Origin of the sequence: Pseudomonas sp. GOM7 (genome assembly GCF_026723825.1) — a bacterium.
GTDB lineage: Bacteria > Pseudomonadota > Gammaproteobacteria > Pseudomonadales > Pseudomonadaceae > Aquipseudomonas.
In genome coordinates, this window is the sequence record NZ_CP113519.1 from 1,496,748 (window position 1) to 1,519,563 (window position 22,816).

The 22,816-nt window shown below is 65.3% G+C and carries 19 protein-coding genes; 14 read left to right on the plus strand and 5 right to left on the minus strand.

Going from position 1 to position 22,816, the window contains the following annotated elements:
* Window positions 1-77 precede the first annotated feature (77 nt).
* Window positions 78-1,538 carry a YncE family protein gene (locus OU800_RS06765; protein ID WP_268182229.1) on the minus strand — a complete coding sequence of 487 codons (1,461 nt, stop codon included), beginning with the start codon at window positions 1,536-1,538 and terminating at the stop codon, window positions 78-80.
* 19 nt (window positions 1,539-1,557) lie between these two features.
* On the minus strand, window positions 1,558-2,007 hold the full coding sequence (locus OU800_RS06770) for a DUF305 domain-containing protein (RefSeq protein ID WP_268182231.1): 450 nt from the start codon (window positions 2,005-2,007) through the stop codon (window positions 1,558-1,560).
* A gap of 45 nt (window positions 2,008-2,052) precedes the next feature.
* On the opposite strand from OU800_RS06770, the gene OU800_RS06775 reads away from it, so the two are divergent.
* From OU800_RS06775 to OU800_RS06790, 4 genes are all read left to right on the plus strand, one after another.
* The gene (locus tag OU800_RS06775; RefSeq protein ID WP_268182233.1) at window positions 2,053-2,304 is read left to right on the plus strand and encodes a DNA-3-methyladenine glycosylase I; all 252 of its coding nucleotides are present in this window, start codon (window positions 2,053-2,055) and stop codon (window positions 2,302-2,304) included.
* Window positions 2,305-2,613: 309 nt separating this feature from the next.
* Window positions 2,614-3,147 (plus strand): ProQ/FinO family protein, encoded by a 534-nt coding sequence (locus OU800_RS06780; protein ID WP_268182235.1) that lies wholly within the window; start codon window positions 2,614-2,616, stop codon window positions 3,145-3,147.
* A gap of 78 nt (window positions 3,148-3,225) precedes the next feature.
* Window positions 3,226-4,179, plus strand: coding sequence for a GlxA family transcriptional regulator (locus OU800_RS06785; RefSeq protein WP_268182237.1), 954 nt, complete (start codon window positions 3,226-3,228; stop codon window positions 4,177-4,179).
* A 157-nt stretch (window positions 4,180-4,336) separates the two neighbouring features.
* Window positions 4,337-4,708 carry a helix-turn-helix domain-containing protein gene (locus OU800_RS06790; protein ID WP_268182239.1) on the plus strand — a complete coding sequence of 124 codons (372 nt, stop codon included), beginning with the start codon at window positions 4,337-4,339 and terminating at the stop codon, window positions 4,706-4,708.
* Window positions 4,709-4,753: 45 nt separating this feature from the next.
* Here the strand turns inward: OU800_RS06790 and ycaC are convergent, their stop codons facing one another.
* Both ycaC and OU800_RS06800 read right to left on the minus strand, forming a co-directional pair.
* The gene (ycaC, locus tag OU800_RS06795) at window positions 4,754-5,377 is read right to left on the minus strand and encodes an isochorismate family cysteine hydrolase YcaC (RefSeq protein ID WP_268182241.1); all 624 of its coding nucleotides are present in this window, start codon (window positions 5,375-5,377) and stop codon (window positions 4,754-4,756) included.
* A gap of 27 nt (window positions 5,378-5,404) precedes the next feature.
* Window positions 5,405-7,012, minus strand: coding sequence for an MFS transporter (locus tag OU800_RS06800; protein ID WP_268182243.1), 1,608 nt, complete (start codon window positions 7,010-7,012; stop codon window positions 5,405-5,407).
* 495 nt (window positions 7,013-7,507) lie between these two features.
* On the opposite strand from OU800_RS06800, the gene OU800_RS06805 reads away from it, so the two are divergent.
* The 8 genes from OU800_RS06805 (at window position 7,508) to OU800_RS06840 (ending at window position 18,898) form a co-directional block, all read left to right on the plus strand.
* Window positions 7,508-8,257: a winged helix-turn-helix domain-containing protein gene (locus OU800_RS06805; RefSeq protein WP_268182245.1), complete on the plus strand. Its 750-nt coding sequence runs from the start codon at window positions 7,508-7,510 to the stop codon at window positions 8,255-8,257.
* The gene (locus OU800_RS06810; RefSeq protein WP_268182247.1) at window positions 8,175-8,459 is read left to right on the plus strand and encodes a response regulator transcription factor; all 285 of its coding nucleotides are present in this window, start codon (window positions 8,175-8,177) and stop codon (window positions 8,457-8,459) included. The genes OU800_RS06805 and OU800_RS06810 overlap by 83 nt, the downstream gene beginning before the upstream one ends.
* Before the next feature lie 48 nt (window positions 8,460-8,507).
* The gene (locus OU800_RS06815; RefSeq protein WP_268182249.1) at window positions 8,508-8,873 is read left to right on the plus strand and encodes a response regulator transcription factor; all 366 of its coding nucleotides are present in this window, start codon (window positions 8,508-8,510) and stop codon (window positions 8,871-8,873) included.
* Window positions 8,870-14,257, plus strand: a complete 5,388-nt coding sequence (locus OU800_RS06820; protein WP_268182251.1) for an AAA family ATPase — start codon at window positions 8,870-8,872, stop codon at window positions 14,255-14,257. Before OU800_RS06815 ends, OU800_RS06820 begins: the two co-directional genes overlap by 4 nt.
* A gap of 85 nt (window positions 14,258-14,342) precedes the next feature.
* Window positions 14,343-14,891, plus strand: a complete 549-nt coding sequence (locus tag OU800_RS06825) for a helix-turn-helix domain-containing protein (RefSeq protein ID WP_268182253.1) — start codon at window positions 14,343-14,345, stop codon at window positions 14,889-14,891.
* A gap of 86 nt (window positions 14,892-14,977) precedes the next feature.
* The gene (locus tag OU800_RS06830; protein WP_268182255.1) at window positions 14,978-16,093 is read left to right on the plus strand and encodes a sugar diacid recognition domain-containing protein; all 1,116 of its coding nucleotides are present in this window, start codon (window positions 14,978-14,980) and stop codon (window positions 16,091-16,093) included.
* Between the two features lie 245 nt (window positions 16,094-16,338).
* Window positions 16,339-17,706 (plus strand): GntP family permease, encoded by a 1,368-nt coding sequence (locus tag OU800_RS06835; protein WP_268182258.1) that lies wholly within the window; start codon window positions 16,339-16,341, stop codon window positions 17,704-17,706.
* A 55-nt stretch (window positions 17,707-17,761) separates the two neighbouring features.
* A complete protein-coding gene (locus tag OU800_RS06840; protein WP_268184224.1) occupies window positions 17,762-18,898 on the plus strand; it encodes a glycerate kinase in 1,137 nt (378 codons plus the stop codon).
* On the opposite strand, the gene OU800_RS06845 is transcribed toward OU800_RS06840, so the two are convergent.
* Window positions 18,872-19,132 carry a hypothetical protein gene (locus tag OU800_RS06845; RefSeq protein ID WP_268182259.1) on the minus strand — a complete coding sequence of 87 codons (261 nt, stop codon included), beginning with the start codon at window positions 19,130-19,132 and terminating at the stop codon, window positions 18,872-18,874. The genes OU800_RS06840 and OU800_RS06845 overlap by 27 nt on opposite strands.
* 139 nt (window positions 19,133-19,271) lie before the next feature.
* Here OU800_RS06845 and OU800_RS06850 point away from each other — a divergent pair, with 139 nt between their 5' ends.
* Both OU800_RS06850 and OU800_RS06855 read left to right on the plus strand, forming a co-directional pair.
* On the plus strand, window positions 19,272-19,733 hold the full coding sequence (locus OU800_RS06850; RefSeq protein ID WP_268182260.1) for a hypothetical protein: 462 nt from the start codon (window positions 19,272-19,274) through the stop codon (window positions 19,731-19,733).
* Between the two features lie 289 nt (window positions 19,734-20,022).
* Window positions 20,023-22,815 carry a monovalent cation/H+ antiporter subunit A gene (locus OU800_RS06855; protein WP_268182262.1) on the plus strand — a complete coding sequence of 931 codons (2,793 nt, stop codon included), beginning with the start codon at window positions 20,023-20,025 and terminating at the stop codon, window positions 22,813-22,815.
* The last annotated feature ends 1 nt before the right edge of the window (window position 22,816 follow it).

A 22,816-nucleotide genomic window follows, 5' to 3' on the forward strand; every position in this document is an offset into this window, starting at 1 on the left:
CAAAGCGATGGTTGCGGCCGCCGCACTGTCCGATGAGCCCCTGCCCGGGAAGGCAGGGGGTTAAGCGCAGCGAATGCTTACAGCGCCTGGAGTTGGATCGGCTTACCCGGTGCTTCGGCAGTGCCCGGGGCAATGACCAGGTAACGCCGCTGGGTTTGGTCCTCATGCCGGACAATCTGCCGGATCGCCCCGACAGCGTTGACGATTGCCGCACCCGCTGGATTGGCCATGAACGACGCCAGCGGCTCGAGTTTGCCTTGACCGTCTGGCTGGCTGGCCAGCGCAAGTACATAGGGTTGCTTCGGCGTGAGGCCGGTTACCGAGGCCTGCAACACTTGCGACAAACCCTGATCGAACAGCGTCACGCTGGTGGGGGCTGGGTTCTGCGTGTTGCCATCGGTCGCCAGCAGGCGCAATTGCGTCGTCTGCCCGGCTTCACCCAGGGGCTGAAGATTAGCCAGGCCGTCGCCGCTGGGCACGGCATTGGGTACGTACACCACCGCCTGTGGCGCTTGGCCGATGGGGATAGTGGTTACTAGCGTATTACTCACAGTATCGATGGCGGCCAAGGCATCGGCGTTTTCGAGGCCGACGTAGATGCGCGTGCCGTCGCCTGACGGCCAAAGCCCGTGGGGCAGCTTATCCACGTCGATGGTAGCGACCTGCTCGAAATTGTCGGTGCGGAACACCTTCACCTGATTTAGCCCACCGACGGTGACATACGCGAAGGTGCCGTTTTTGTTGTGGACGATGTTGACGTGGTTGGTAATCGGGCCGGTGTCCAGCGTCTTGATCGGCTTGAAGGGAGGGCGTGCATCGAATACCTGAACCTTGCCGATATCCTTGAGTGTCAGCCAGACCTGTTTGCCATCTGGTGTCGCGGCAATATCGGGGCAGAAGGGGCTGGCCTGCTTCATGGTGCCGACCACCTTATGATCGCTGACCGAGATGACCGTGGTTTCCGGATTGAAGGAAGAGCAGATGTAACCGTACTGACCGTCTGGCGAGAAGATCTGCATGCCGGGGCCGGCCGGAACCTTGATGCGGCGCGTTTCCGTGTAGGTCTTGCCATCCAGTACGGCAATGTAATCTTCGCCTCGCACCGTCACCCAGACCTCCTTGCCATCTGGCGTGAAGAAGGCTTCGTGAGGTGCGCGGCCGACGTAGGTAACCTGCTTGACCGCGTTGCTCGCGGTGTCGATGAAGCTCACGGAGTTGGAGCCGATGGAAACCACCGCCAGAGTGCGATGATCGGGCGAAAAGCCCATGCCATGAACCAGTACCTGGCCCTTGTACAGCGGGCTGAAGTTATCGGGTTGCGGGGAGCCCAAGCGGATCACGCCGAGCAGCGTGTTGCTTGCGGGGTCAGTGACCGAAACGGTATTGGAGAACTGCTCGGCAGCATATACCCGGTCGCGATGGCTGATGGGGATGTCCGGGGCGTCAAGGGGCCCCGGTACTTGCCCGGCCCAGGTCGACGCGGAGAGAGCGAGCAAGCCTGCGGTGAGCAGGTCGAGACTGTAGCGAGTGACTTTCATAGGTATCTCCGAGCGGATGTTAGGGATGGCCAGCGGAATGCGCTGAATGGCCACCGACCTGGGTTGGTGCCGGTTGTGCGGGTGGTAACGGGTCACCGATGGCCAGTCGCATCGCGACGATCTCTTGCTGCTGGGTAACGATGATTTCCTGGGCCAGACGTTTGAGTTGCTCATTCTTGCCGTGGCGCAGCACCGCCAGGGCCATATCGATTGCACCCTGGTGATGCGGCACCATCATCTCGACGAAGTCTCGGTCGATGTCGCCGGTCGGTTCGACTGTCATGGCCGACATCATCCGGGCCATGGCCAGGTCGTTCTCGGCAAGAAAAGCGGCTTCGGCGGGCGTTTTTGCAGGGCCTGATGAGTGCTGGAAAGCTTCATGCGCCAGCGCAGCGGTTGCTGTCGCAAGGCCGAGTACGCCGGCGACGAGCGCGACGCGGGATAATGCATGGATAGGAATAGGTTTCACCTGACCTCCTGAGACGCGTTATGGGTGCGCTCTCAAGACGAACAGATGGGCCACTTATTCCCTGAACCGACTTCTGTATCTCCGTCTCGTGCGCCGGCCGGAGTCAAAGGCAGCGCCTCGTCATCTGCCGAATCGGTGGCGCTGTCCAAGGAGCTGAAGCGTCGAGGCTGGAAGTTCGTGAAGCCTACGACTGTCTATGCGTTCCTGCAGGCCAAGGGGCTGTTCAACGACCATGCAACCGAATGTGCGATCAGGGCAGAAACTGAATGTGCGCGGCAATCCTTCAATAAGCCTTAGCTGTGGATTGATCTTCGCAACCGGGAAGCGTCAGCTAGCGGCCAGGAGCAGACACTTGCCTGGTGTAGCTTCCCCTCAAGCTGACGCTTGAAACTGTTAACGACCGCCTCTGGTCGCAACCAAGATCCGCTGCAACCCTTCTTGGTCAAATCAGACCTTGTGCACCTCTTTCCTTTGCTAGCCAATGAGCAGGCTGCCGAGCCTGCCAATTTCTACCGCTGAGCATTCCAACCATCGATAAGGCTGTATGAAAGCTGCGTATCGGATACCCTTGCGCGACGAATCAATCAGGATGCTGTGAACTGAACCATGGGTTTCAAACAACTAGCTGAGCTACGTGACCGCCTGCGGGCTGAAAAAGGCCAGGCCAAGGCCGAGAGCGTGAAAGAGCGCGTCAAGACCGAGGGCACGAAGCCGCAGAAGCGCAAGACGCCGCAGAAGACCAAGCAACGCGAGCAGGATCCGGCCGTCGAGGCGATCTGGCGGCTGCAGAAGCATTTCCCCCTGGCCTTCCCGGTCAATCCGGCGCCCAAGGTGCCGCTCAAGGAAGGCATCCTCAAGGATGCCGAGCAGCATCTGGAGCTGCTGGGCATCACTCTGGAGCAGCTCAAGCTGGGTATCGCGGCCTGGTGCCGGGGCGGGCGTTACTGGGCGGCGATGACCGAGAATGCGCCGCGCCTGGATCTGCAGGGCCAGCCCGTTGGCGTGGTGACGGCGCCGCAGGCGCTGCATGCCAAGCAGCAGGCCCGGCGCCAGCGCATGGAGGCGCGGCGTCAGGCCAAGCCGAAAGCGGATGCTGAAACCAAGGCCGTCGAGAATGCCGAGCCGCAGAGCGCGGAGTAAGGTCTAGCGCGTTGCCATGGTGAAAGTGCCGAGCCGTGCTAATGGCACTATCGCCTGGCAACGCTAGACTTCGCTGTCATGACCGACGTAGCCATCCTGCTGTTTCCCGATGTGCTGCTCTTGGACGTGGCGGGGCCGGTGGAGGCGTTTTCCATCGCCAACCGCTACCTGCCCGCCGAGCAGCACTACCGTATCCGTACCCTTGCTCTGGGCGAACCTCTGGTGCGTGCCTCCTGTGGTTTGCAGATGGTCGCCGACGAGTTGATCGGCGAGGCGCCTGCCGTCGCTCATGATCTGCTGCTGGTTCCCGGCGGGCCGGGGGCCTACGACGCGGATCACAGTGCCTTTCGTCCCTGGCTGATCGCGGCGGCGGCTGCGGCCAGGCGTTTTGGTTCGATCTGCACCGGGGCCTTCGTTCTCGGCGACGCCGGGCTGCTCGACGGGCGCCGGGTGACCACCCACTGGAACTACACCGAGCGGCTGGCCCGACGCTACCCACAGGCGCAGGTGCTGAGCGAGCAGATCTACCTGGCCGACGGCAATCTCTACACCTCGGGTGGTATCACCGCTGGCATCGACATGGCGCTGGGCATCATTGCCGAGGATCACGGCAAGGCGGTGGCCGTCTCGGTGGCCAAGGTGCTGCTGGTGGCGAAGACGCGCCAGGGCGGACAGGCCCAGTTCAGCCCCTTGCTGGCCGAAGTGGCGCGCGAGGATACGCCTGTGGCGCGTGCCCAGCGCCATGTGCTGGAGCACCTGGCCGAAGACCTTGGCGTCGAGGCGCTGGCGGCTGTGGTGGGGCTCAGCGCTCGGCATTTCACCCGCCTGTTCAGCCGCGAAGTGGGCATGACCCCAACCGAGTTCGTCCACGACGCGCGTATCGATCATGCTCGGCAATTGCTCGAGACCACCGACCTGCCACTGAAGACCATCGCCTTTCGCAGCGGCTTCGGCAGCGTGCGCTGCATGCGTACGCTGTTCACCGATCGCCTGGGGCTGACTCCTGCGCAGTACCGTCACCAGTTCAGTTGATGTCCGAATTATGCTCCATGATGTCCGCCAGGCTCCCCACGCTGGCGTTCTAGCCTGGCAAAGGCGGCGGCATCATCCCTCCCATGATCCAGCACGCATCGACCTCCGCCTCGCGCGGAGGCCGGGGCGTTGGTGCAACCGGGAGGGAGGAACGCCGATGGATACCGGTAACGCGCAGGGTGATCTACCTGCGATCCGCCTGTCGGCCTGGCAATTGCGCCGGGCCAAGCAACTGATCGAGGCGCACCTCGACGAGCCGTTGAGCATCGCCTGGCTGGCGCGTGAGTGCAGCCTGTCACGCAGTCATTTTTCCTGCGCCTTTCATGGCAGCACGGGGATGTCGCCGCACCAGTGGCTGACCCGCGCGCGGTTGGCGCGGGCGCGCAACCTGCTGCTTGCGGGCAATAGCGTGGCGGCGGTGGCCTGTGCCTGCGGCTTCAACGACCAGGCACATTTCGCCCGGGTGTTCTCGCGCTGGCAGGGCCTGGCGCCGAGCCGCTGGCGCTCTGCGCAGCAGCTAGACGCCTGAGCGCCCAGCGGCGGGGAAGGCCCGCAGCAGGGCGTAGGCGGATGCTTACTTGCCCATCAAGGTGAAGTAGCTGGTCATCAGGTTGCGGTAGTTGGGGATGTGCTCGGAGAGCAGGCTACCGAGACCTTCGATGTCGTTGCGCCAGTCGCGGTGCAGTTCGCAGGCGACGCTGAACCAGTTCATCAATTGCACGCCGGCGGCGTTCATGCGCGCCCAGGCAGCCTGCTGCACGGTCTTGTCGAAGGTGCCCGAGGCATCGGTGACGACGAACACGTCGAAGCCTTCGGCGATGGCCGACAGCGCCGGGAAGGCCACGCACACGTCGGTGACCACGCCGGCGATGATCAGTTGCTTGCGCCCGGTCTTCTTCACCGCCGCGACGAAGTCGTCGTTGTCCCAGGCATTGATCTGGCCGGGACGGGCGATATAGGGCGCGTCCGGGAACTGCGCTTTCAGCTCTGGCACCAGCGGGCCGTTGGGGCCTTGCTCGAAGCTGGTGGTGAGGATGGTCGGCAGGCCGAAGAACTTGGCGACATCGCCCAAGGCCAGCACGTTGTTCTTGAAGTCGCTGGGGGTGAAGTCCTGCACCAGCGAAATCAGACCGGACTGGTGGTCGATCAGCAGTACGGCGGCGTCGTCTTTGTTCAGGCGGTTGTAGGGCTTGCTCATGGTGTAGCTCCTCGTGGGGTGAATGTTTCAGTGACGCGGCGCGGCGAGCAGATGGCGGATGCGGATCGGCTCGTCGGGCATCTGGTAGCGCCGCGCGCGCGCTTCGATGCGCTGCTCGGCGCGGGTGACGCGGTCGTGGTGGCGCAGGTGCTCCAGCCAGGACTCGTCGAAGAAGAATTCCTGCCAGCGGCTGGGATCCTCGGCGTCCTGCACCAGGCCCCAGGAGAAGGCGCCGTTGCGCCGGCGCATGTGCCGCACGTCCTGCATCGCAGCACGGAAGGCGTCGCTGTCGGCGGCGGCGATGCGGTAATCGAGGGTCACCAGCAGCGGGCCGCGATCGCGATCCAGGGCATCGTCGAGAATCGGCGCTGGCCAGTGCAGCGAGGGCGCCAGGTCATCGGCCTCACTGACCGGTAGAGGGAAACGCCAGCCTGCCAGCAGGCCAAGCACCAGCAGGGTGGCGCTGCCCGCGAAGGCGGCGCTCAGCGACAGGCCACTGGCGAGGGCGCCCCAGGCCAGGCCACCAGCCGCCGAGCAGCCGAAGAACGCCAGGATGTACAGTGACAGCGCACACGCCCGCACCCAGGCCGGCACGGCGGTCTGCGCCGATAGTTGCAGGCTGGACAACGCTGCGATCCAGGCCATGCCGCTGAGCAGCATCACGGGTACCAGTGCGGGCATGCTGCGCAGCATGGCGAGCCCTGCCAGTACCAGGGCATAGACCAGGCTGGCGCCGGCCAGCAGGCGGTCGTTGCCGTAGCGTGTGCGCAAGCGCGGCAGCAGGGTGGCACCGACGACTGCACCGAGGCCGACGCAGCCGAGCAGGATGCCGTAATCCAGCGCGCTGCCGTCGATCTCGCGGCGCACCAGTACCGGCAGCAGTGACATGCCGGCCGAGGCGCCGATGAAGAAGGCGGCGGTGCGTACCAGCACCGCCTGCAGCGAGCGGCTGCTGCGGGCGTAGCGCAGGCCCACGCGCAGCGCACCGAACAGACGTTCGGCCGGCAGCACGCTCTGGCTTGGTGTGCGCTTCCAGCTCGCCAGGGCGACGATCACGGCGAGGAACGAGGCGGCGTTGAGGGCGAAGGTCAGCCAGGGGCCGCTGAGGCTGACGAGGATGCCGGCCAGCGCCGGGCCGATGGCACGCGCGACGTTCACACCGAGGCTCGACAGCGCCACGGCTGCCGGCAGTTCGGCGCGCCCGACCACTTCTGGCAGCATGGCCGACCAGGCCGGCATCATCAGCGCCGTGCCGACACCCATGGCGAAGGTCAGGCCGAGCAGCAGCTCGACGCTCATCCTGTCGGAGGCCGTGAGCAGGGCCAGGGTCATGGCCACGGCGGCCATCCAGCACTGCACGATGAGCAGTGAACGGCGCTTGTCGACGATATCGGCGAGGGCGCCAGCCGGTAGCGCCAGGAGGAAGATCGGCAGGGCGCCTGCCACCTGCACGGCAGCCACGGCCAAGGGGCTGGCCGACAGCGAGGTCATCAGCCAACCGGCGCCGACCTCGTGCATCCAGGTGCCGATGTTGGAGGCGATGCTGGCCAGCCACAGTGCCAGGAACAGCCGGCTACGCAGTGGCTGCCAGGGCGAGGCAGCGATGGCGGGCTTGGCGGGGGTGGGGTTTGGCATCGGCTGAGATCCTTGAAGGCAGGCAGATCGGCAGATGGCACTATCGGATGGCGGCGGGCGCCTGGCTTGTATCGGTGTGCTCGATTGCGCTGTGAGGCGCGTGGGCTGGGGCGGGAAGACAGCAGTTGGCGCGTTATTCAAGCAGCCTGGCAACGCTCTGGCTTGTACGTTTGTTCGAGTTTTAGCCTGACGAGGCGAATGCTTGAGATGGGAATTGGTTTCAACTAGCTTGACTTTACCAGCGAGTCGGCGGGCATCGATATCTGGCTCCCATAGTCGATCTCCAGGCTAGAAAGAGGGCGATATTCATGACTTTTGGTCAGGACTCTTTTGCCCGTAAGTACCTGTTTGTCTTGCTGGTACGACCCTTAATCTGTCGCCTTACTGGTCGGAGACTTTCATGTGTAAAGGTTCGCTCATTCTGATGGTCTGTCTGGCCGCAACCAGCTTGAACCCGATGTTTGCCCGAGCAAACCGGAACGTGAGCCGCTCGATATGATCCGCCTGGGTGACGCCTGGATTTCACTGGAACGCAGGGAGGCCTTCCGCGACGGCGCGCCGGTGCGTCTGGGCGGCCGTGCCTTCGATGTGCTGGCCGCGCTGCTGGCTGCGCCCGGACGCTTGCTGACCAAAGCCGAGCTGCTACAGGCTGCCTGGCCCGGCGTGGTGGTCGAGGAGAACAACCTGCAGGTGCAGATTTCCACCCTGCGCCGGCAATTGGCGCTGGATGCACGCCTGCTGGAAACCGTGCCGCGCCGGGGCTATCGCCTCAATCTTGAGGTGCCGGTGCAGGCCGAGCGTCTCAGTCTGGTGGCCAATGCTCCGGCGCCCGCCGTCGAGGTGCATGTGATCGACGACGAGCCAGCGGTGCGTACGGCGCTGGTGCGCCAGTTGCGCGCCGCCGGTATCGAGGCGCGTGGTTATGCCTCGGCCGGGGAATTTCTCGACTGCCGCCCCTATGATCGCCCCGGTTGCCTGCTGCTCGATGTGCGCCTGCGTGAAGGCAGCGGCTTCGACCTGCAGGCGCAGCTAGTGCGCTGCGGCGCTCCCTTGCCCATCGTGTTCATGAGCGGTGTCGGTACGGGCGATGAAGGCCGGCGCCGAGAGCTTCCTGACCAAGCCGGTCGAGGAGGCGCAACTGCTGGCTGCCGTTGGCGAGGCCATGGCCCGCGCCACCGTGCAGCACCAGCAGAGCAGCGCACGCCAGGCGATCCAGGCGCGCTACGCCAGCCTCACGCCACGTGAGCGCGACGTCTTCGCCCTGCTGCTGGAGGGCCAGCAAAACCGGCAGATCGCCCAGCGTCTTGGCCTGCAGGACGTGACGGTGAAGATGCACAAAAAGCACGTGATGACAAAACTCGGGGCCAGCAACCTGATACACCTGTTCGTGGCTGGACGTGCGTTGGGCATGCTCCCCCAGCTCGATGCGGTCGCCGAACCGGCCTGAGCCGCATGCGCCATTCACCTTCTGCCCAACCGTTGCCAAGGGCTTGCCATGAAGGTCGTGTGCGTCGTCGACGACGAACCCCAGGTTCGCAAGAGCCTCGCCAATCTGCTGCGCTCCGCCGGGTACCAGGCCGTGTGCTTCGCTTCGGGGGAAGGCTTTCTCGCCTCGGAGTGGTGCTCGCGTGCCATGGCGCTGGTGCTCGATCTGCACATGCCGGGCCTGCAGGGGGCGGACGTGCAGTGCCGTCTGAAGGAGGCCGGATTTTCCCTGCCGGTGATCTGCATGTCCGCCGACAATAGCCGGGAGGTTGCCCTGCAGGCCCTGCAGGACGGCGCCCGGGCCTTTCTGGCCAAGCCGTTCAGCGCCGAAGCCTTGTTGACGCTGTTGGCCGGCCTGTCGGGAGCCGAGGCATGAGCGCCCAACCTTTCGCCTTGCCGCTGCAAGCAGCCGAGCCCTTGGCGCAATGTTTCGACGCGCACTGGATGGCAAACCTGGACTGGCAGCCGCTGGATCATTGCGCTGGCGTCAGCCGTTGGCGGGTTGACGATGCGCGCGCCGGACGTAAGTGGCTGGTGGTGCGAGCCGATGCTCAGGCCACGCGCTGGGAGCAGGCCGGGCTGGATCATGAATATGCCCTGGCGCCGCGCCTTGCGCCTGACTGGGCACTGTTGCCGGTGGCGCGCCTCGGCTGTGCCGAAGGCACCCTGCTGGTGCTCGATGACGAAGCCGGCGTGCCGCTGTCGACGCTGAGCCAGGCGCCCCTGTCGGTGCCGCGCTTCCTGCAACTGGCGCTGGCCAGCGCGCGGGCGTTGGCCGGCCTGCATCGAGCGGGCCTGGTGCACCGCAACCTGTGCCCGGAAAACCTCATTCTCGACCCGCAGGGTGGTGTGCGCCTGACCGGCTTCTGCCGTGCTGCCGTGGGTGACGAGGCAAGCCTGACACTGCCGCCCGTGGCCTGCCTGGCCTACCTGCCGCCGGATCAGGCAGGCAAGCCCAGTGCCGATCTCTATGCGCTGGGTGTGTGCTTCTTCCTCTGGCTGACCGGACGCCATCCCTTCGAGGCGCAGGATGTCGTCGAATGGCAGCACCGGCACGCCGCCGTTGCCGCGCCGCTGCCGTCTTCGCTGCGGCCGGGGCTACCGGGCTATCTGGATGCCCTGGTGAGCTGGATGCTGGCCAAGCAGGGTGGGGCCAGGCCGCAACAGGCCGAGCAGGTGGAGGCGACCTTGCAGCGCTGCCTGCAGGCCTGGCGTGAGGGCCCCAGCCTACATCGTGTGGCACCAGCTACGCCCCGCCTGATCGGACGCGAGGCGGAACTGGCGGTGTTGCGCGAGGCCTGTCAGGGTTTGCTGCGGGGGCAAGGTAGCGTTTTGTTGCTGGAAGGCGAGGCGGGCATCGGCAAAACCTCGCTGGTGCGGCGCATGCGCCAGGAGGAGGGCGAGGGGCCCTTGTTGTTCGCCAGTGCCAAGTGTGAGCTGAGCCGCCGAGGCCGGCCATATGAAACCCTCGAAGCGCTGTTCGCCGAACTCTGCGAGCGCCTGCTGGCCGAACCGCCCGAGCAGGTCGAGCACTGGCGCTGGCTGTTGCAGGCTCAGGTGGCTGCGCATGGTGCGCATCTGGTACGCCTGATCCCGGCACTGGCGCCGCTGCTCGGCGAGGTTGCCGACGCGGGATGCGAGTTGTTGCCGAGCGAGGCAAGACGCTATCTGTGCGGTTTGTTGCAACGCTTGCTACTGACCCTGGCCCAGCCGGGCCAGCCGCTCTTGCTGTTCATCGACGATGTGCAGTGGATCGACAAGGAGAGCAGTGACTTTCTCGCCGAGTTGCCCGAGACGGCGTTCGATCACTTGTTGCTGATCCTGGCCTGTCGCCCATGTCCGGAGGCGCAGGCGGCGCGCAGGCTGCTCGAGACTTGCCGCGCCCTGGGGGCGCGTTATCGGGCGTTGCCCCTGCAGCCGCTGGATGCCAGAGGCTTGGCCGAGTGGCTGGAGCCGGATGCCTGGCAGGCTTCGGCGATACCTGTGGAGCTGGCCGCGCGGTTGCAGCGCCACGGCTCGGTCAGTCCGCTGTTCCTGCAACAGTTCGATGCGCTCTGGCGGGAGCGGGGCGCGATAGCCGGGGATGACCTCGATAGCCTGTTGGCTGCACGCCTGCAATGCCTGCCCCTGGCCACCTGTGAGGTGCTGCAGGTGCTGGCCCTGCTGGGCAACCAGACACGCCTGGAGGAGCTCGCCGGAGCCTGCAGTCTGCCGCTGTCGCGGGTGACCACTTGCCTGGTGCCGGCACTGGAAGCCGGGTTGGTCATCGAGCACGGCGAGGCACTGATGTTCGTTCATGACAGCGTGCAGGAGGCCGTGCATGCCAGCCTGTCGTCGGATCAGGCCGCCTGCCTGCAGGCCTGGTTGGTGGACAATCTGATGGCCGGTCTGTCCGAATTCGCTGTCGGTGAAGCGCTGACGCGCGTGGCGGAACAGGCTTTGCGGCTACAGCCCGAAGCCCTGAGTATGGAGCAGCGACTGGCCGTCATCGACCTGCTGGTGCAGGCGGCCGGCCAAGCAATCGATGTGGCCGCAGCAGGGCTGACGCTGGCTTATCTGCGTCAGGCGGAGTCGTTGTTGATCGGCCTCGATCAACCGCAGCGACGTGATCGGGTGAATCTGCACCTGGTGCGTGGGCTGATCCTCGATGCCGATTACGCTGGCGCCGAGCAGGGCATCGCACGTTGCCTGGCCAGCAGACTGCCGGCTACGCAGCGGGTCGAACTGCAGCGCCTGCAGGTGGAAACCCTGTCCCTGCAGGGGCGTTATCGTGCTGCGCTGGCATGTGCCGTCGAGGCACTGGCCGAGCTTGGCCTGGGCTTCCCGAGCGAGCCTGATCAGCAGCAAGCCGAGGCTGCCTGGCAGGCCCTGCTGGATGAGTTGGGCGAGCGGCCGCCCTGTCTGTTCGTGACCCTGCCGCCCGCCGAGGAGGTCAGGGTGCTGTCGGTCATGGGCCTGTTGACGGCCCTGATGATTCCGGGCTCGTTCGTTCAGCCGCATCTGATGTTGCTGGCGAGCTGCCGGATCGCCCTGCTGGCGCTGCACCATGGCCTGAGTGCAACGGCGGTGCAGGCGCTGGCCTGGCTCGGCGTGGCGGCCGCCGAGCGCTTCGAGTGTCATGGCCTGGGGTTCGCCTTCGCCGCCGTGGCCCGGCAACTGGCCGAGCGGCCGGAGTATGCCGCCAGCCGCATGTCTGTGTTGCTGGCGCTGGATCAGGTCAGCGTCTGGACGCAATCGCTCCCCTATGCCCTGGAGTGCGCCGAACAGGCTTATCGCGCCAGCCTGTCGCAGGGGGCACCGAGTTTCGCCTGCTATGCCAATAACCACATCGTTTCGGATCTGTTGGTGTTGGGCGCGCCCATCGAGCGCATGCTGCAGCAGATCGACACGGGCCTGGCGCTGGCGTGCAACCTGGAGTTCCGCGATGCGCAGAGCATCCTGCACATCCAGGCGCGCTACATTCGCCGCCTTGCCGGGGATACCGCGACACGCTGGCCGATACCGGACAAGGCCACCCTGCAGGCGCGCGTAGAGGGCAGCGACATGGGGCCGCTGCGTTTCTGGTGGTGGCTGTTTGAAGGGCTGCTGGCCTTCCTCGAAGGCGACTTCGCCGTCGCTGCCCAGTACATGGATCGTGCCTGGAAGCTGACCTGGTCGGCACCCGTGCATATCCAGCAGATCGACCTGGCGATGTTCAGTGTGCTCAACCGTGCCGCTCTGCAGGGCAGCACCGGCCAGGTACAGGATTACGCCGAGCCCCTGCGCCGCTTGCGCCTGTGGGCCGAGCTCAATCCGCGTTACTTCAAGGATCGCCTGGCCCTGGCCGAGGCCGAGGTGGCGCGGGTCGAGGGCGACCTGCTCGGGGCGCTGCGCCTCTACGAACAAGCCATCGAGTATGCCGAGAGCGCCGGGGCCGTGCATATCAAGGGCCTGGGCCACGAGCTGGCTGCCCGTTGCCATGGCGAGTTGCAACTGCGGGTCAGTGCTCGTGAACACCTGCGCCGTGCCCACGCTGCGTGGCGGCGTTGGGGGGCGCATACCCTGGCCAGGCAACTGGAACAGGCCCATGGTTTTCTCAGCGAACGGGACGGCGACTTGCAGGACCTGCCGTCGATGGCACAGCAGGTGGATCGACTGTCGATCACCCGCGCCTGCCAGGCTCTGTCGCGCGAGATCGAGCCCGACGCGCTGATCGAAAGCCTGTTGGCCAATGCCGCCATGTACGCCAACGCCGGCTACGTGGTGCTGGTTCTGGCCGAGCAACAGCACCTGCGCGTGGCCGCCTGTGGCCAGTCGGACAGCGCTGGTGTGCGCGTGCGCCTGGCCCCGCAGGAGCCTATCGAGCAATTGTTGCCCCTGCTGCTGGTGCGTCAGGCGATGGCCGGTGGCGGGCCGCTGTTGGTGGAAGGGCGCTATGCCTTGCGCCGTTATACCGACGATCCCTATCTGCGCCAGCTAGACACCGGCTCGGTACTCTGTCTGCCGCTGCTCAAGCAGCGCGAGGTCATTGGTGCGCTGTACCTGGAGAATCGTCTCACCACGGGGGCCATCGATCCGAGCCGTGTCGATTTACTGGCCTTGCTCGCGGCGCAGGCGGCGATTTCCCTCAGCCATGCGCGGCTGTACGCTGATTTGCTGGCAGAGAACCAGCGGCGCCGGGAAAGCCAGGGCAACCTGCGGCGTACTCAGGCGCTGCTGGCGCTGGGGCAGGAGGTGAGTCGCTATGGCACCTTCATCTGGCGCCTGCGGACCGAACCATCGTTCTGGTCGGCGACGCTGCTGGCGGAGCTGGGACTGAGCCCGGGGGCGGGCGACGACTACCTGCAGCATCCTGCTGCTCTGGTGCATGAGGATGATCGCGTACGCTTCGAGCAGACCCTGGCAGCAGCGCTGGAGGCACGGCGCGGCATGCGCCTGGAGTTTCGCTGCGTTTCGGTTGAGGCCACCCCGCGCTACCTGGAGTTGCTGCTCGAACCGACCGACCTCTATACCCTGATCGGTGTGGTCAGCGACATTAGCGAGCGGCGCCGTACCGAGGCCGAGCTGCATGCGGCGCGCAGCGAACTGGAGCGCACTGCCCAGGCGGCGATCCTCGGCGAACTGACGGCGTCGATCTCCCACGAGATCAATCAGCCGCTGGCGTCCATCCTCTCCAATGCCGCGGCCAGCGTGCGTTGGCTGGAGCGTGAGCAGCCCTCGGTCGGCGACGCGCTCGAAGGGCTGCAGGACATTCTCTCGGAGTGCCGTCGTGCCGCTGAGATCATCCGCGCGACCCGCGCGCTCGCATGCCAGGCGCCAGGCGAATGCCAGCCACTCGATCCGGCCCAGATGATCCGCCAGGTGCTGGCCATCACCCAGGCGGAGATCGACGACAAGCACATCGAGCTGAGCCTGCACCTGCAAGGTGGCTTGCTGGTGGCAGGTGATGCCGTGCAACTGCAGCAGGTGGTGCGTAACCTGCTGCAGAACGCTATCGAGGCCATGAGCGTCCTACCAACCAGTAATCGCCGCCTGCGCCTGCAATGCGCTCGCCAGGGCGAAGAGCTGCTGGTGCTGGTCGAGGACAGTGGGCCGGGCGTACCCGAGGCGCTGCAGGGGCAGGTTTTCCAGGCCTTCTTCAGTACCAAGTCCAGCGGTATGGGCATGGGGCTGGCCATCTGCCGTTCGATCATCTCAAACCATGGTGGCGTGCTCGGCGCGACCCTCGGGCGCAACGACGAAAGCCTGTTCTTCTTTACCTTGCCTGTGTATCGCGGCTGAAGGACTTTCAGGGTTTTTCAGCCTTGCTCAAGGACACTTGAAGCCCCTGGCCGCGACGCTTGCCTCATTGTCGAGGAGAGCGATCATGAGCGCATTGGGACTGGCCAGGCAGGTGACGCTGGATGCCGAAGCCTATCGATTGACGCAGGGACTGCAGGCGCTTCTGCAGTCGTCGGCCGCCGATGATGAGCGGCTGTTCTCACTGAGCCGGCAGTTGTGCGACTACCTGCTGGGGCGCGATCAGGGCGCCTGCGAACGTAAGCAGCAGAATGCGCGCCTGGCGCCCTGGCAGGAGCGCCGGGCCAAGGAGCTGCTGGCCGGCAGCCTGTCCGGGCGCCTGTACATCGCCGAGGTGGCGCAGCAGTGCGCGATGTCGCGCAGCCATTTTTCCCGCGCGTTCAAGCGGAGCACCGGGCTGTCGCCGCAGGAGTGGGTGATCAATCTGCGCATCGAGACGGCGCAGCGCATGCTCAGTCAGAGCCGTCGTTCGCTGACCGAAATTGGCCAGGATTGCGGGTTCTGCGACCAGGCGCATTTCACCCGCACCTTCAATCGTCGGGTGGGCATGTCACCCAATCGCTGGCGCCAGGCCAGTCGAACTGAGCATGCTTCAGGGATATCACCGCAGGGATAGGTCGCTCTGTGCGAGGATGCAGCGCAGCATCGTGAATCGCGCTGGATGCTCCTACAATGGCGGCCTTACTCGCGAGGCCGCTTGCCATGCTCGAACTCGATTCCACCCTGGCGCAGCATATCGTCGACCGTGCCATGGCCATCCTGCCGCATAACATCAATGTGATGGATGCGCAGGGCATGATCATCGGCAGTGGCGATCCCAGCCGTCTGCACACTCGTCACGAGGGCGCGCAACTGGTGCTGGCCAACCGTCGCGTGGTGGAGATCGACGCGCAGGCGGCGGCCTGCCTGCGTGGGGTCAAGCCGGGGGTGAATCTGCCACTGCTGCATGCCGACCAGTTGATCGGCGTGCTCGGTATTACCGGCGACCCGGAAACCGTGCGGCCATACGCCGAGCTGGTGCGCATGGCCGCCGAGATGCTCGTCGAGCACCGCGTGTTGCAAGCCGAGCGACACTGGCAGCGGCACCAGCAAGAAGCCTGGCTGCGCCACCTGCTCGACCCGCAGCAGGGCCTGGCCGGGCTGGCATCCGAGGCTGAACGCCTGGGCTTGCATCTGAGCTGGCCGCGGCAGATGTGTTTGCTGCGCTTGAGCGAGGAGGGCGACCCGCTGCCGCGTCAGGCCCGCCTGCTGACGGCGCTGGGCGGCAAGAGCGAGCATCTGCTGGCGCCCTTGGGCCGTCTCGAAGTGCTCTGGTGTCGGCCCTACAGCGCCTCGCGGGACGATCAGGCCTGGCTGGCCCAGGCCGACGAGCGTGAGTGGGGCGTGCAGTGCCTGGCGCTCAGCGATCCGTTGGCCGATCTGGCCGAGTTGCGCCAGGCCAGCCTGGTACTGCGTGATCTGCAGGCCTATGGCCGGGCGCGCTTTCCCGAGCGCCGTGTGTTGCGCCTGGATGAGCTGCGATTGCCCACGCTGCTCTATGCCCAGCGCCACAACTGGTTGTTGCAAGGATGGCTGGCGCCGCTGCGTCGGGTGCTGGCGCAGGACACCCAGGGCAGCCTGCGTGAAACCCTGGAGGCCTGGTGTGCCCATGACGGCCAGGCGCAGGCCTGTGCCCAGGCGCTGGGCATTCATCGCAATACCCTGCGTTATCGCCTGGAGCGTATCAGTGAGCTCAGTGGCCTGGATCTCGGTCGCTTCGACCAGCGCCTGCAGCTATCCCTGGGGCTCGGGCTGCTGGAGCCGGATGCTCAGGGGTGAGCGGTAGGAGCGGATTTATCCGCGATCTGCTCGTGCAGGGCGCCAATCCCAGTCGCGGATAAATCCGCTCCCACAAGAATGAGGGGGACTTTGTGCGGGTGCACAGGGCGATGCGCCATCATGTCGGTGCTGTTGGTGCCTGCGCACAGAGCGGTGTGGGCATGAGCTGAGCCACAATGGAGTGCCTGTTCGGCATTCCCAAGCGGATGTGGCGTCCGCTCATAACAACAATGAGGAGACTGGTCATGGGCCTGGTCCTGATTCTGGTGGCGCTTATCGCGTTCATCGTGCTGTCCACCACCCGTTTGAAACTGCACCCCTTTCTCGCCTTGCTCGGTGCCGCGCTGATCGCCGGCTTCGCCTATCAACTGCCCAGCGGCGAAATCATCAAGACCATCACTGCCGGCTTCGGCGGGATTCTCGGTTACATCGGCATCGTCATCGTGCTCGGCACCATCATCGGCGTGATCCTCGAGCGCAGCGGCGCCGCCATCACCATGGCCGAGACGGTGATCCGTGTGCTGGGCCAGCGTTTTCCCACGCTGACCATGTCGATCATCGGTTATCTGGTGTCGATCCCGGTGTTCTGCGACTCCGGCTACGTCATCCTCAACTCGTTGAAGAACGCCCTGGCCGCACGCATGAAAGTCTCCGTGGTGGCCATGAGCGTGGCCCTGGCCACCGGCCTCTACGCCACCCACACCTTCGTGCCGCCGACGCCGGGGCCGATTGCCGCTGCCGGTAACCTGGGCCTCGACGCCTCGCTGGGCCTGGTAATTCTGGTGGGTCTGGTGGTCGCCGCTACAACCGCCTTCGCCGGCATGCTCTGGGCCAACCGTTACCTCAAGCAGGATGACAACCAGTTGCTGGAGGAAGCCCCCAGCGAACTGCTGGCCGAAAACCTCGATTTCGATGCGCTGCGCGCCCGTTACGGCAAACTGCCGAACGCCTGGCAGGCCTTCGCGCCGATCTTCGTACCCATCGCCCTGATCTGTCTGGGGTCGATTGCCGCCTTCCCGAGCAAGCCATTCGGCAGCGAAGGCCTGTTCACGGTGCTGAGCTTTCTCGGCCAGCCAGTCGCTGCGCTGCTGGTAGGGCTGGCACTGGCTTGCAGCCTGCTCAAGGGCAAGGACAAGCGTAAGCAATTCCATGACTTCGTCGCCGACGGCCTCAAGGATGCCGCGCCGATCCTGCTGATCACCGGTGCCGGTGGCGCCTTCGGTGCAGTACTCAAGGCCACGGCGCTGACCGGCTACCTGGGCGACACCCTGTCGGCGCTGGGCATTGGCCTGTTCATGCCGTTCCTGGTGGCGGCGGCGCTGAAAAGTGCGCAGGGCTCGTCCACCGTGGCGCTGGTCACCACCTCGGCCATGGTCGCGCCGCTGCTGGGCAATCTGGGCCTGGACAGCGAGATGGGCCGCGTGCTGACCGTGATGGCCATTGGCGCTGGCGCCATGACCGTGTCCCACGCCAACGACAGCTTCTTCTGGGTGGTCACCCAGTTCAGCCGCATGAAAGTGGCCACAGCCTATCGCGCTCAGACTCTGGCGACCCTGGTTCAGGGCATCGCCGGCATGCTCACCGTGTGGCTGCTCAGCCTGGTGCTGCTGTAATCCGCTCCAACGGCGGACGGCCATGGCGCCGTTCGCCCCTGCCGAGGTACCCGAGATGAAAATCGTCATCGCCCCCGACTCCTTCAAGGAGAGTCTCAGTGCGCCCGATGTGGCGGCTGCCATCGCTCGTGGCTGGCAGCAGGTGTTCCCCGAGGCCGAGTGCCTGTTGCGGCCAATGGCCGATGGCGGCGAGGGCACGGTCGACGCCTTGCTCGCAGCCGTGGGGGGCGAGCGCCGCGAATGCCAGGTGCGCGGCCCCATGGGCACGCCCGTGCAGGCGCACTGGGGCTGGCTGGGCGACGCGACGGCGGTGATCGAGATGGCAGCCGCCAGCGGGCTGCACTGGGTGCCGCGTGAGCAGCGCGACGCCTGCCTGGCCAGCAGCTACGGCACTGGGGAGTTGATCCGCCAGGCGCTGGATGCCGGCGCGAAGCGCATCATTCTCGGCCTTGGCGGCAGCGCCACCAACGATGGTGGCGCCGGTTTGCTGCAGGCTCTGGGCCTGCGTCTACTTGATGAGCAGGGACGTGAACTGCCACCCGGCGGTGCGGCGCTGGCTGGGCTGGATCAGCTCGATCTCAGCGGCCTGGACGCGCGTTTGCTGTCGGTGCAGGTGGAGGTGGCAGCCGACGTCGACAACCCCCTGTGCGGCCCGCGTGGTGCCTCCGCGGTGTTCGGTCCGCAGAAGGGCGCGACCCCCGCGCAGGTCGAGCAACTGGATGCTGCCCTCGGGCGCTTCGCGCGCATCGCTGCCGCGACGCTGGGGGAGGATCACGCCGGTTTTCCGGGTGTCGGCGCAGCTGGTGGTCTCGGTTTTGCCGCGCGTGCCTTCTTGAAGGCCAGCTTCCGCCCTGGCATCGCCCTGGTGGCTGAGCTTTCTGGCCTGGCCGAAGCCGTGGCGGGCGCCGATCTGGTGATCACCGGGGAAGGGCGGATGGATGCGCAGACCCTGCACGGCAAGACGCCGATGGGCGTGGCCAAAGTGGCGCAGGTGGCGGGCGTGCCGGTGATCGCTCTGGCCGGTAGCCTCGGCGACGGCTATCAGGCGCTTTACGACGCCGGCATCGAGGCGGCCTTCAGTCTTGCGCCGGGGCCGCTGAGCCTGGAGCAGGCGATGGCGGGCGCGGCTGCTGAGCTGGAGGCACGGGCGGTGGATATCGCGCGGCTATGGCGCCTGGCCGGGCGTGGCTGAGCTGCCGTCATAGTCCTGCGCTGCCTGTTCGAGAAATGCCGACAACTGCTTGCGCGGCAGCTTTTGCCGACGGGCAACTTCCAGGCGTTCGAGCATGAAGCTACGCTTGTCTGCATCGGTACCGGCCAGGGAGAGCGCCAGGTCACGATCCACCCAGCGCCTTATGCGCAGGTACAGCCAGCCATGGAAGATCAGGCCGGCGAGGGTGGTGACCAGAATGATGAAATAGTCCATGCAGTACTCTGATGCCTCGATTCACAGCGCATTCTAGCTGTCGGGCGGCTGTACGGGGCTGTGTCTTTACGTCGCGTCGAGTGACACTTTGCCGCCAGGGCTGTCTAATGGTTCAACTGATCAACGGAGGAAGTCCACCATGCGTAAGCCTGCAGTATTGACTGTGTTCGTTGCCGCGACTCTGACCCTGGGCGGTTGTGCGTCTAGCCTGACTGGCGACACCTACAGCCGTGACGAGGCTCGTCAGGTTCAGACGGTGCGCATGGGTACCATCGAATCCCTGCGCCCGGTGAAGATCGAAGGCACCAAGACCCCGATAGGCGCCGGTGCTGGTGCGGTCATCGGTGGTGTTGGCGGCAGTGGTCTGGGTGGCGGTCGCGGCAGCGCGGTAATGGCAGTGATCGGCGCAGTGGCCGGTGGCCTGCTGGGCGCGGCGGCCGAAGAGGGCCTGACCCGTACCCAGGGTGTGGAGATCACTGTGCGTGAGGACGACGGCACCATGCGCGCCTACGTGCAGGAAGTCGAGCCCAACCAGATTTTCCGCGTCGGTGAGCGTGTACGCATCATGACGGTGAATGGCACCAGTCGCGTCACTCACTGAATAGTGGATGGAAGAACCGGAGCGGTCGTGGACTGCTCCGGTTTTTTTATGCGTGCGGCTCATCTATCGCTCGATAGATAGATTCGCTTATTCAGGTGTCGGTGCGTTTAGTAATAATTCAATGCATGACGATCCGCCGATAGGTATGGATAATCGGTGGTTATTCTTGTCACGACAACGACTTAGCTGATTCGTTGTGGTGCGGGGTTCGTCACCGTCAGGGAGTTGCGACTCCAGTTCTCGTCGTCGGTCGTGGTCGGCCGGCGTGCTTGCATAAGGGGTTTTGCTGATGGCGCTTGCGTTGATCGTCGCCTTGCCATTTCTGGGGCTGTTGCTTCCGGTGCTCGCCGAGCGCCTGGGGCGTTCGGCCTGTGCCGTCGCGGCTGCACTGCCGCCGTTGATCGCGCTGGTGCTGTTGTTCAGTTTGCAGCCGGGGGTATTTGCCGGTGAGGTGCTGCGGGTCAGGCTGGAGTGGTTGCCGCAACTGGGTTTCAACCTCAGCTTGCGCCTCGACGGCCTGGGGTTTCTCTTCGCCCTGCTGATTCTCGGCATCGGCCTGCTGGTGATCCTCTACGCCCGCTACTACCTGTCCAAGAGCGAGCCGATGGGGCGCTTCTTCGCCTTCCTGCTGCTGTTCATGGGCGCCATGCTTGGCGTGGTGCTGTCGGAAAACCTGCTGCTGATGCTGGTGTTCTGGGAGCTGACCAGCCTCTCGTCGTTCTTGCTGATCGGCTTCTGGGGTTCGCGCTCCGATGCCCGCAAGGGCGCGCGCATGGCCCTGGCGATCACCGGTGGCGGCGGCCTGGCGCTGCTGGCCGGCATCCTGCTGATCGGTCATATCGCCGGCAGCTTCGAGCTGTCGCAGGTGCTCGCCGCCGGCTATGCGATCCGTGCCCATGAACTGTACCCGCTGGCGCTGGTGCTGGTGCTGCTGGGGGTGTTCACCAAGTCGGCGCAGTTTCCCTTCCATTTCTGGCTGCCGCATGCAATGGCGGCGCCGACGCCGGTGTCGGCCTATCTGCACTCGGCGACCATGGTCAAGGCCGGTGTCTTCCTGCTGGCCCGTCTGTACCCGGCGCTGGCCGGTTCCGAGTGGTGGTTCTATCTGGTCAGCCTGACCGGCCTGGCCACGCTGTTGATCGGCGCGACCCTGGCGCTGTTCCAGCATGACCTCAAGGGCCTGCTGGCTTACTCGACCATCAGCCACCTGGGCCTGATCACCCTGTTGTTCGGCCTCGATACGCGCCTGGCGGCAGTCGCCGCGGTGTTCCACATCATCAACCACGCCACCTTCAAGGCCTCGCTGTTCATGGCCGCTGGCATCATCGACCACGAAACCGGCAGCCGTGACATGCGGCGTATCAACGGCATGTGGAAGTACATGCCGCACACGGCGATGCTGGCCATGGTGGCGGCCTCGGCGATGGCCGGGGTGCCACTGCTCAACGGCTTTTTGAGCAAGGAAATGTTCTTCACCGAAACCCTGCACCAGCACCTGCTGGGCAGCTTCAATTGGGTGATTCCGGCAGCGGCGACTCTGGCCGGGGTGTTCTCGGTGGCCTATTCGCTGCGCTTCATCCACGACGTGTTCTTCAACGGCGAGCCCATCGATCTGCCGAAATACCCGCCGCACGAGCCGCCGCGTTACATGAAGGTGCCGGTGGAGGTGCTGGTGTTCCTGTGCCTGCTGGTGGGCATCGTGCCGGCCTACACCGTGGCGCCGCTGCTGGCTGCCGCAGCTTCGGCAACCTTGGGGGGCAACCTGCCGGAGTACAGCCTGTCGATCTGGCATGGCGTCAACCTGCCGCTGATCATGAGCCTGGTCGCACTGATCGGCGGTGTGTTGGTCTACGCCCTGCGCAAGCCGCTGTTCCGCTGGTACGCCGGGATGCCCAGCGTGGATGCCAAGCTGGTGTTCGAGCGCATGGTGGTGAGCCTGTTCATCAGTGCATCGGCGCTGACCCGCCGCTTGGACAATGCATCGCTGCAGCGCTACATCGCCTACCTGCTGGGGTCGGCCATCGTCGTGGTGGTGATGGCGCTGGGGCCGCTGCCGGAGTTGGGTGGTTCGGTGCCGCTCAGTCCGATCGACGGCATTACCGCGCTGGGGCTGGGTATTCTGACTCTCGCTGCGCTGGTCACGGTGATCTTCCACCGTCAGCGTCTGGTGGCGCTGTTGATGCTCAGCGTGGTCGGGCTGATGGTGGCGCTGGCCTTTGCCCGTTTCTCGGCGCCGGATCTGGCGCTGACGCAGCTATCGGTCGAGGTGGTGACCATCATCCTGCTGATGCTGGCGCTGTTCTTCCTGCCGGCGCAGACGCGGGTGGAGTCCAGCAGCATGCGCGCCCTGCGTGACTTCAGCCTGGCCATCGGCAGCGGGGTGATGGTGTCGATGCTGGCCTTCGCCGTGCTCACTCGCCCCTACGACAGCATTGCCGGCTACTTCTTGGCCAACAGCGTTTCCGGTGGCGGTGGCACCAACGTGGTCAACGTCATTCTGGTGGACTTCCGTGGCTTCGATACCCTGGGCGAGATCAGCGTGCTGGCCATCGCCGGTGTCGGCATCTACGCCATGCTCGATGGCCTGCGCCTGTTCCAGCCCAATGCCGACGCCGAGGGCCGTAGCTGGGCGCGGGATCGCCACCCGCTGATCCTCGCTACCCTGTCGCGCGTGCTGTTGCCGATGGCGCTGCTGATTTCGGTGTTCATCTTCCTGCGCGGTCACAACCTGCCGGGTGGCGGCTTCATCGCTGGCCTGGTCACCGCCGTGGCGCTGATCCTGCAATACGTGGCCAGCGGGGTGCAGTGGACGCAATCGCGTCTGCCGCTCAACTACCACCGCCTGGCGGGCAGCGGCGTAATGATCGCAACCGCCACGGGGTTGGGTAGTTGGTTGTTCGAGCGCCCTTTCCTGACTTCGGCGTTCGGTCATTTCCACATCCCCCTGGTGGGGGAGATCGAGCTGGCCACGGCCATGCTCTTCGACCTGGGCGTTTACCTGACGGTAGTCGGGTCGACCCTGCTCATTCTCGCTAACCTGGGCAAGTTGACCCAGGAAAAGCCCGGCCAGGAGGTACTCTGAC

Coding starts and splice junctions, on each gene's coding strand:
- OU800_RS06765 (WP_268182229.1), bottom strand. CDS start 1,538: ATGAAAGTCACTCGCTACAGTCTCGACCTGCTCACCGCAGGCTTGCTC.
- ycaC (WP_268182241.1), bottom strand. CDS start 5,377: ATGAGCAAGCCCTACAACCGCCTGAACAAAGACGACGCCGCCGTACTG.
- OU800_RS06790 (WP_268182239.1), top strand. CDS start 4,337: ATGGATACCGGTAACGCGCAGGGTGATCTACCTGCGATCCGCCTGTCG.
- OU800_RS06780 (WP_268182235.1), top strand. CDS start 2,614: ATGGGTTTCAAACAACTAGCTGAGCTACGTGACCGCCTGCGGGCTGAA.
- OU800_RS06810 (WP_268182247.1), top strand. CDS start 8,175: ATGGCCCGCGCCACCGTGCAGCACCAGCAGAGCAGCGCACGCCAGGCG.
- OU800_RS06815 (WP_268182249.1), top strand. CDS start 8,508: ATGAAGGTCGTGTGCGTCGTCGACGACGAACCCCAGGTTCGCAAGAGC.
- OU800_RS06800 (WP_268182243.1), bottom strand. CDS start 7,012: ATGCCAAACCCCACCCCCGCCAAGCCCGCCATCGCTGCCTCGCCCTGG.
- OU800_RS06785 (WP_268182237.1), top strand. CDS start 3,226: ATGACCGACGTAGCCATCCTGCTGTTTCCCGATGTGCTGCTCTTGGAC.
- OU800_RS06830 (WP_268182255.1), top strand. CDS start 14,978: ATGCTCGAACTCGATTCCACCCTGGCGCAGCATATCGTCGACCGTGCC.
- OU800_RS06805 (WP_268182245.1), top strand. CDS start 7,508: ATGATCCGCCTGGGTGACGCCTGGATTTCACTGGAACGCAGGGAGGCC.
- OU800_RS06775 (WP_268182233.1), top strand. CDS start 2,053: ATGGGCCACTTATTCCCTGAACCGACTTCTGTATCTCCGTCTCGTGCG.
- OU800_RS06840 (WP_268184224.1), top strand. CDS start 17,762: ATGAAAATCGTCATCGCCCCCGACTCCTTCAAGGAGAGTCTCAGTGCG.
- OU800_RS06835 (WP_268182258.1), top strand. CDS start 16,339: ATGGGCCTGGTCCTGATTCTGGTGGCGCTTATCGCGTTCATCGTGCTG.
- OU800_RS06825 (WP_268182253.1), top strand. CDS start 14,343: ATGAGCGCATTGGGACTGGCCAGGCAGGTGACGCTGGATGCCGAAGCC.
- OU800_RS06845 (WP_268182259.1), bottom strand. CDS start 19,132: ATGGACTATTTCATCATTCTGGTCACCACCCTCGCCGGCCTGATCTTC.
- OU800_RS06820 (WP_268182251.1), top strand. CDS start 8,870: ATGAGCGCCCAACCTTTCGCCTTGCCGCTGCAAGCAGCCGAGCCCTTG.
- OU800_RS06855 (WP_268182262.1), top strand. CDS start 20,023: ATGGCGCTTGCGTTGATCGTCGCCTTGCCATTTCTGGGGCTGTTGCTT.
- OU800_RS06850 (WP_268182260.1), top strand. CDS start 19,272: ATGCGTAAGCCTGCAGTATTGACTGTGTTCGTTGCCGCGACTCTGACC.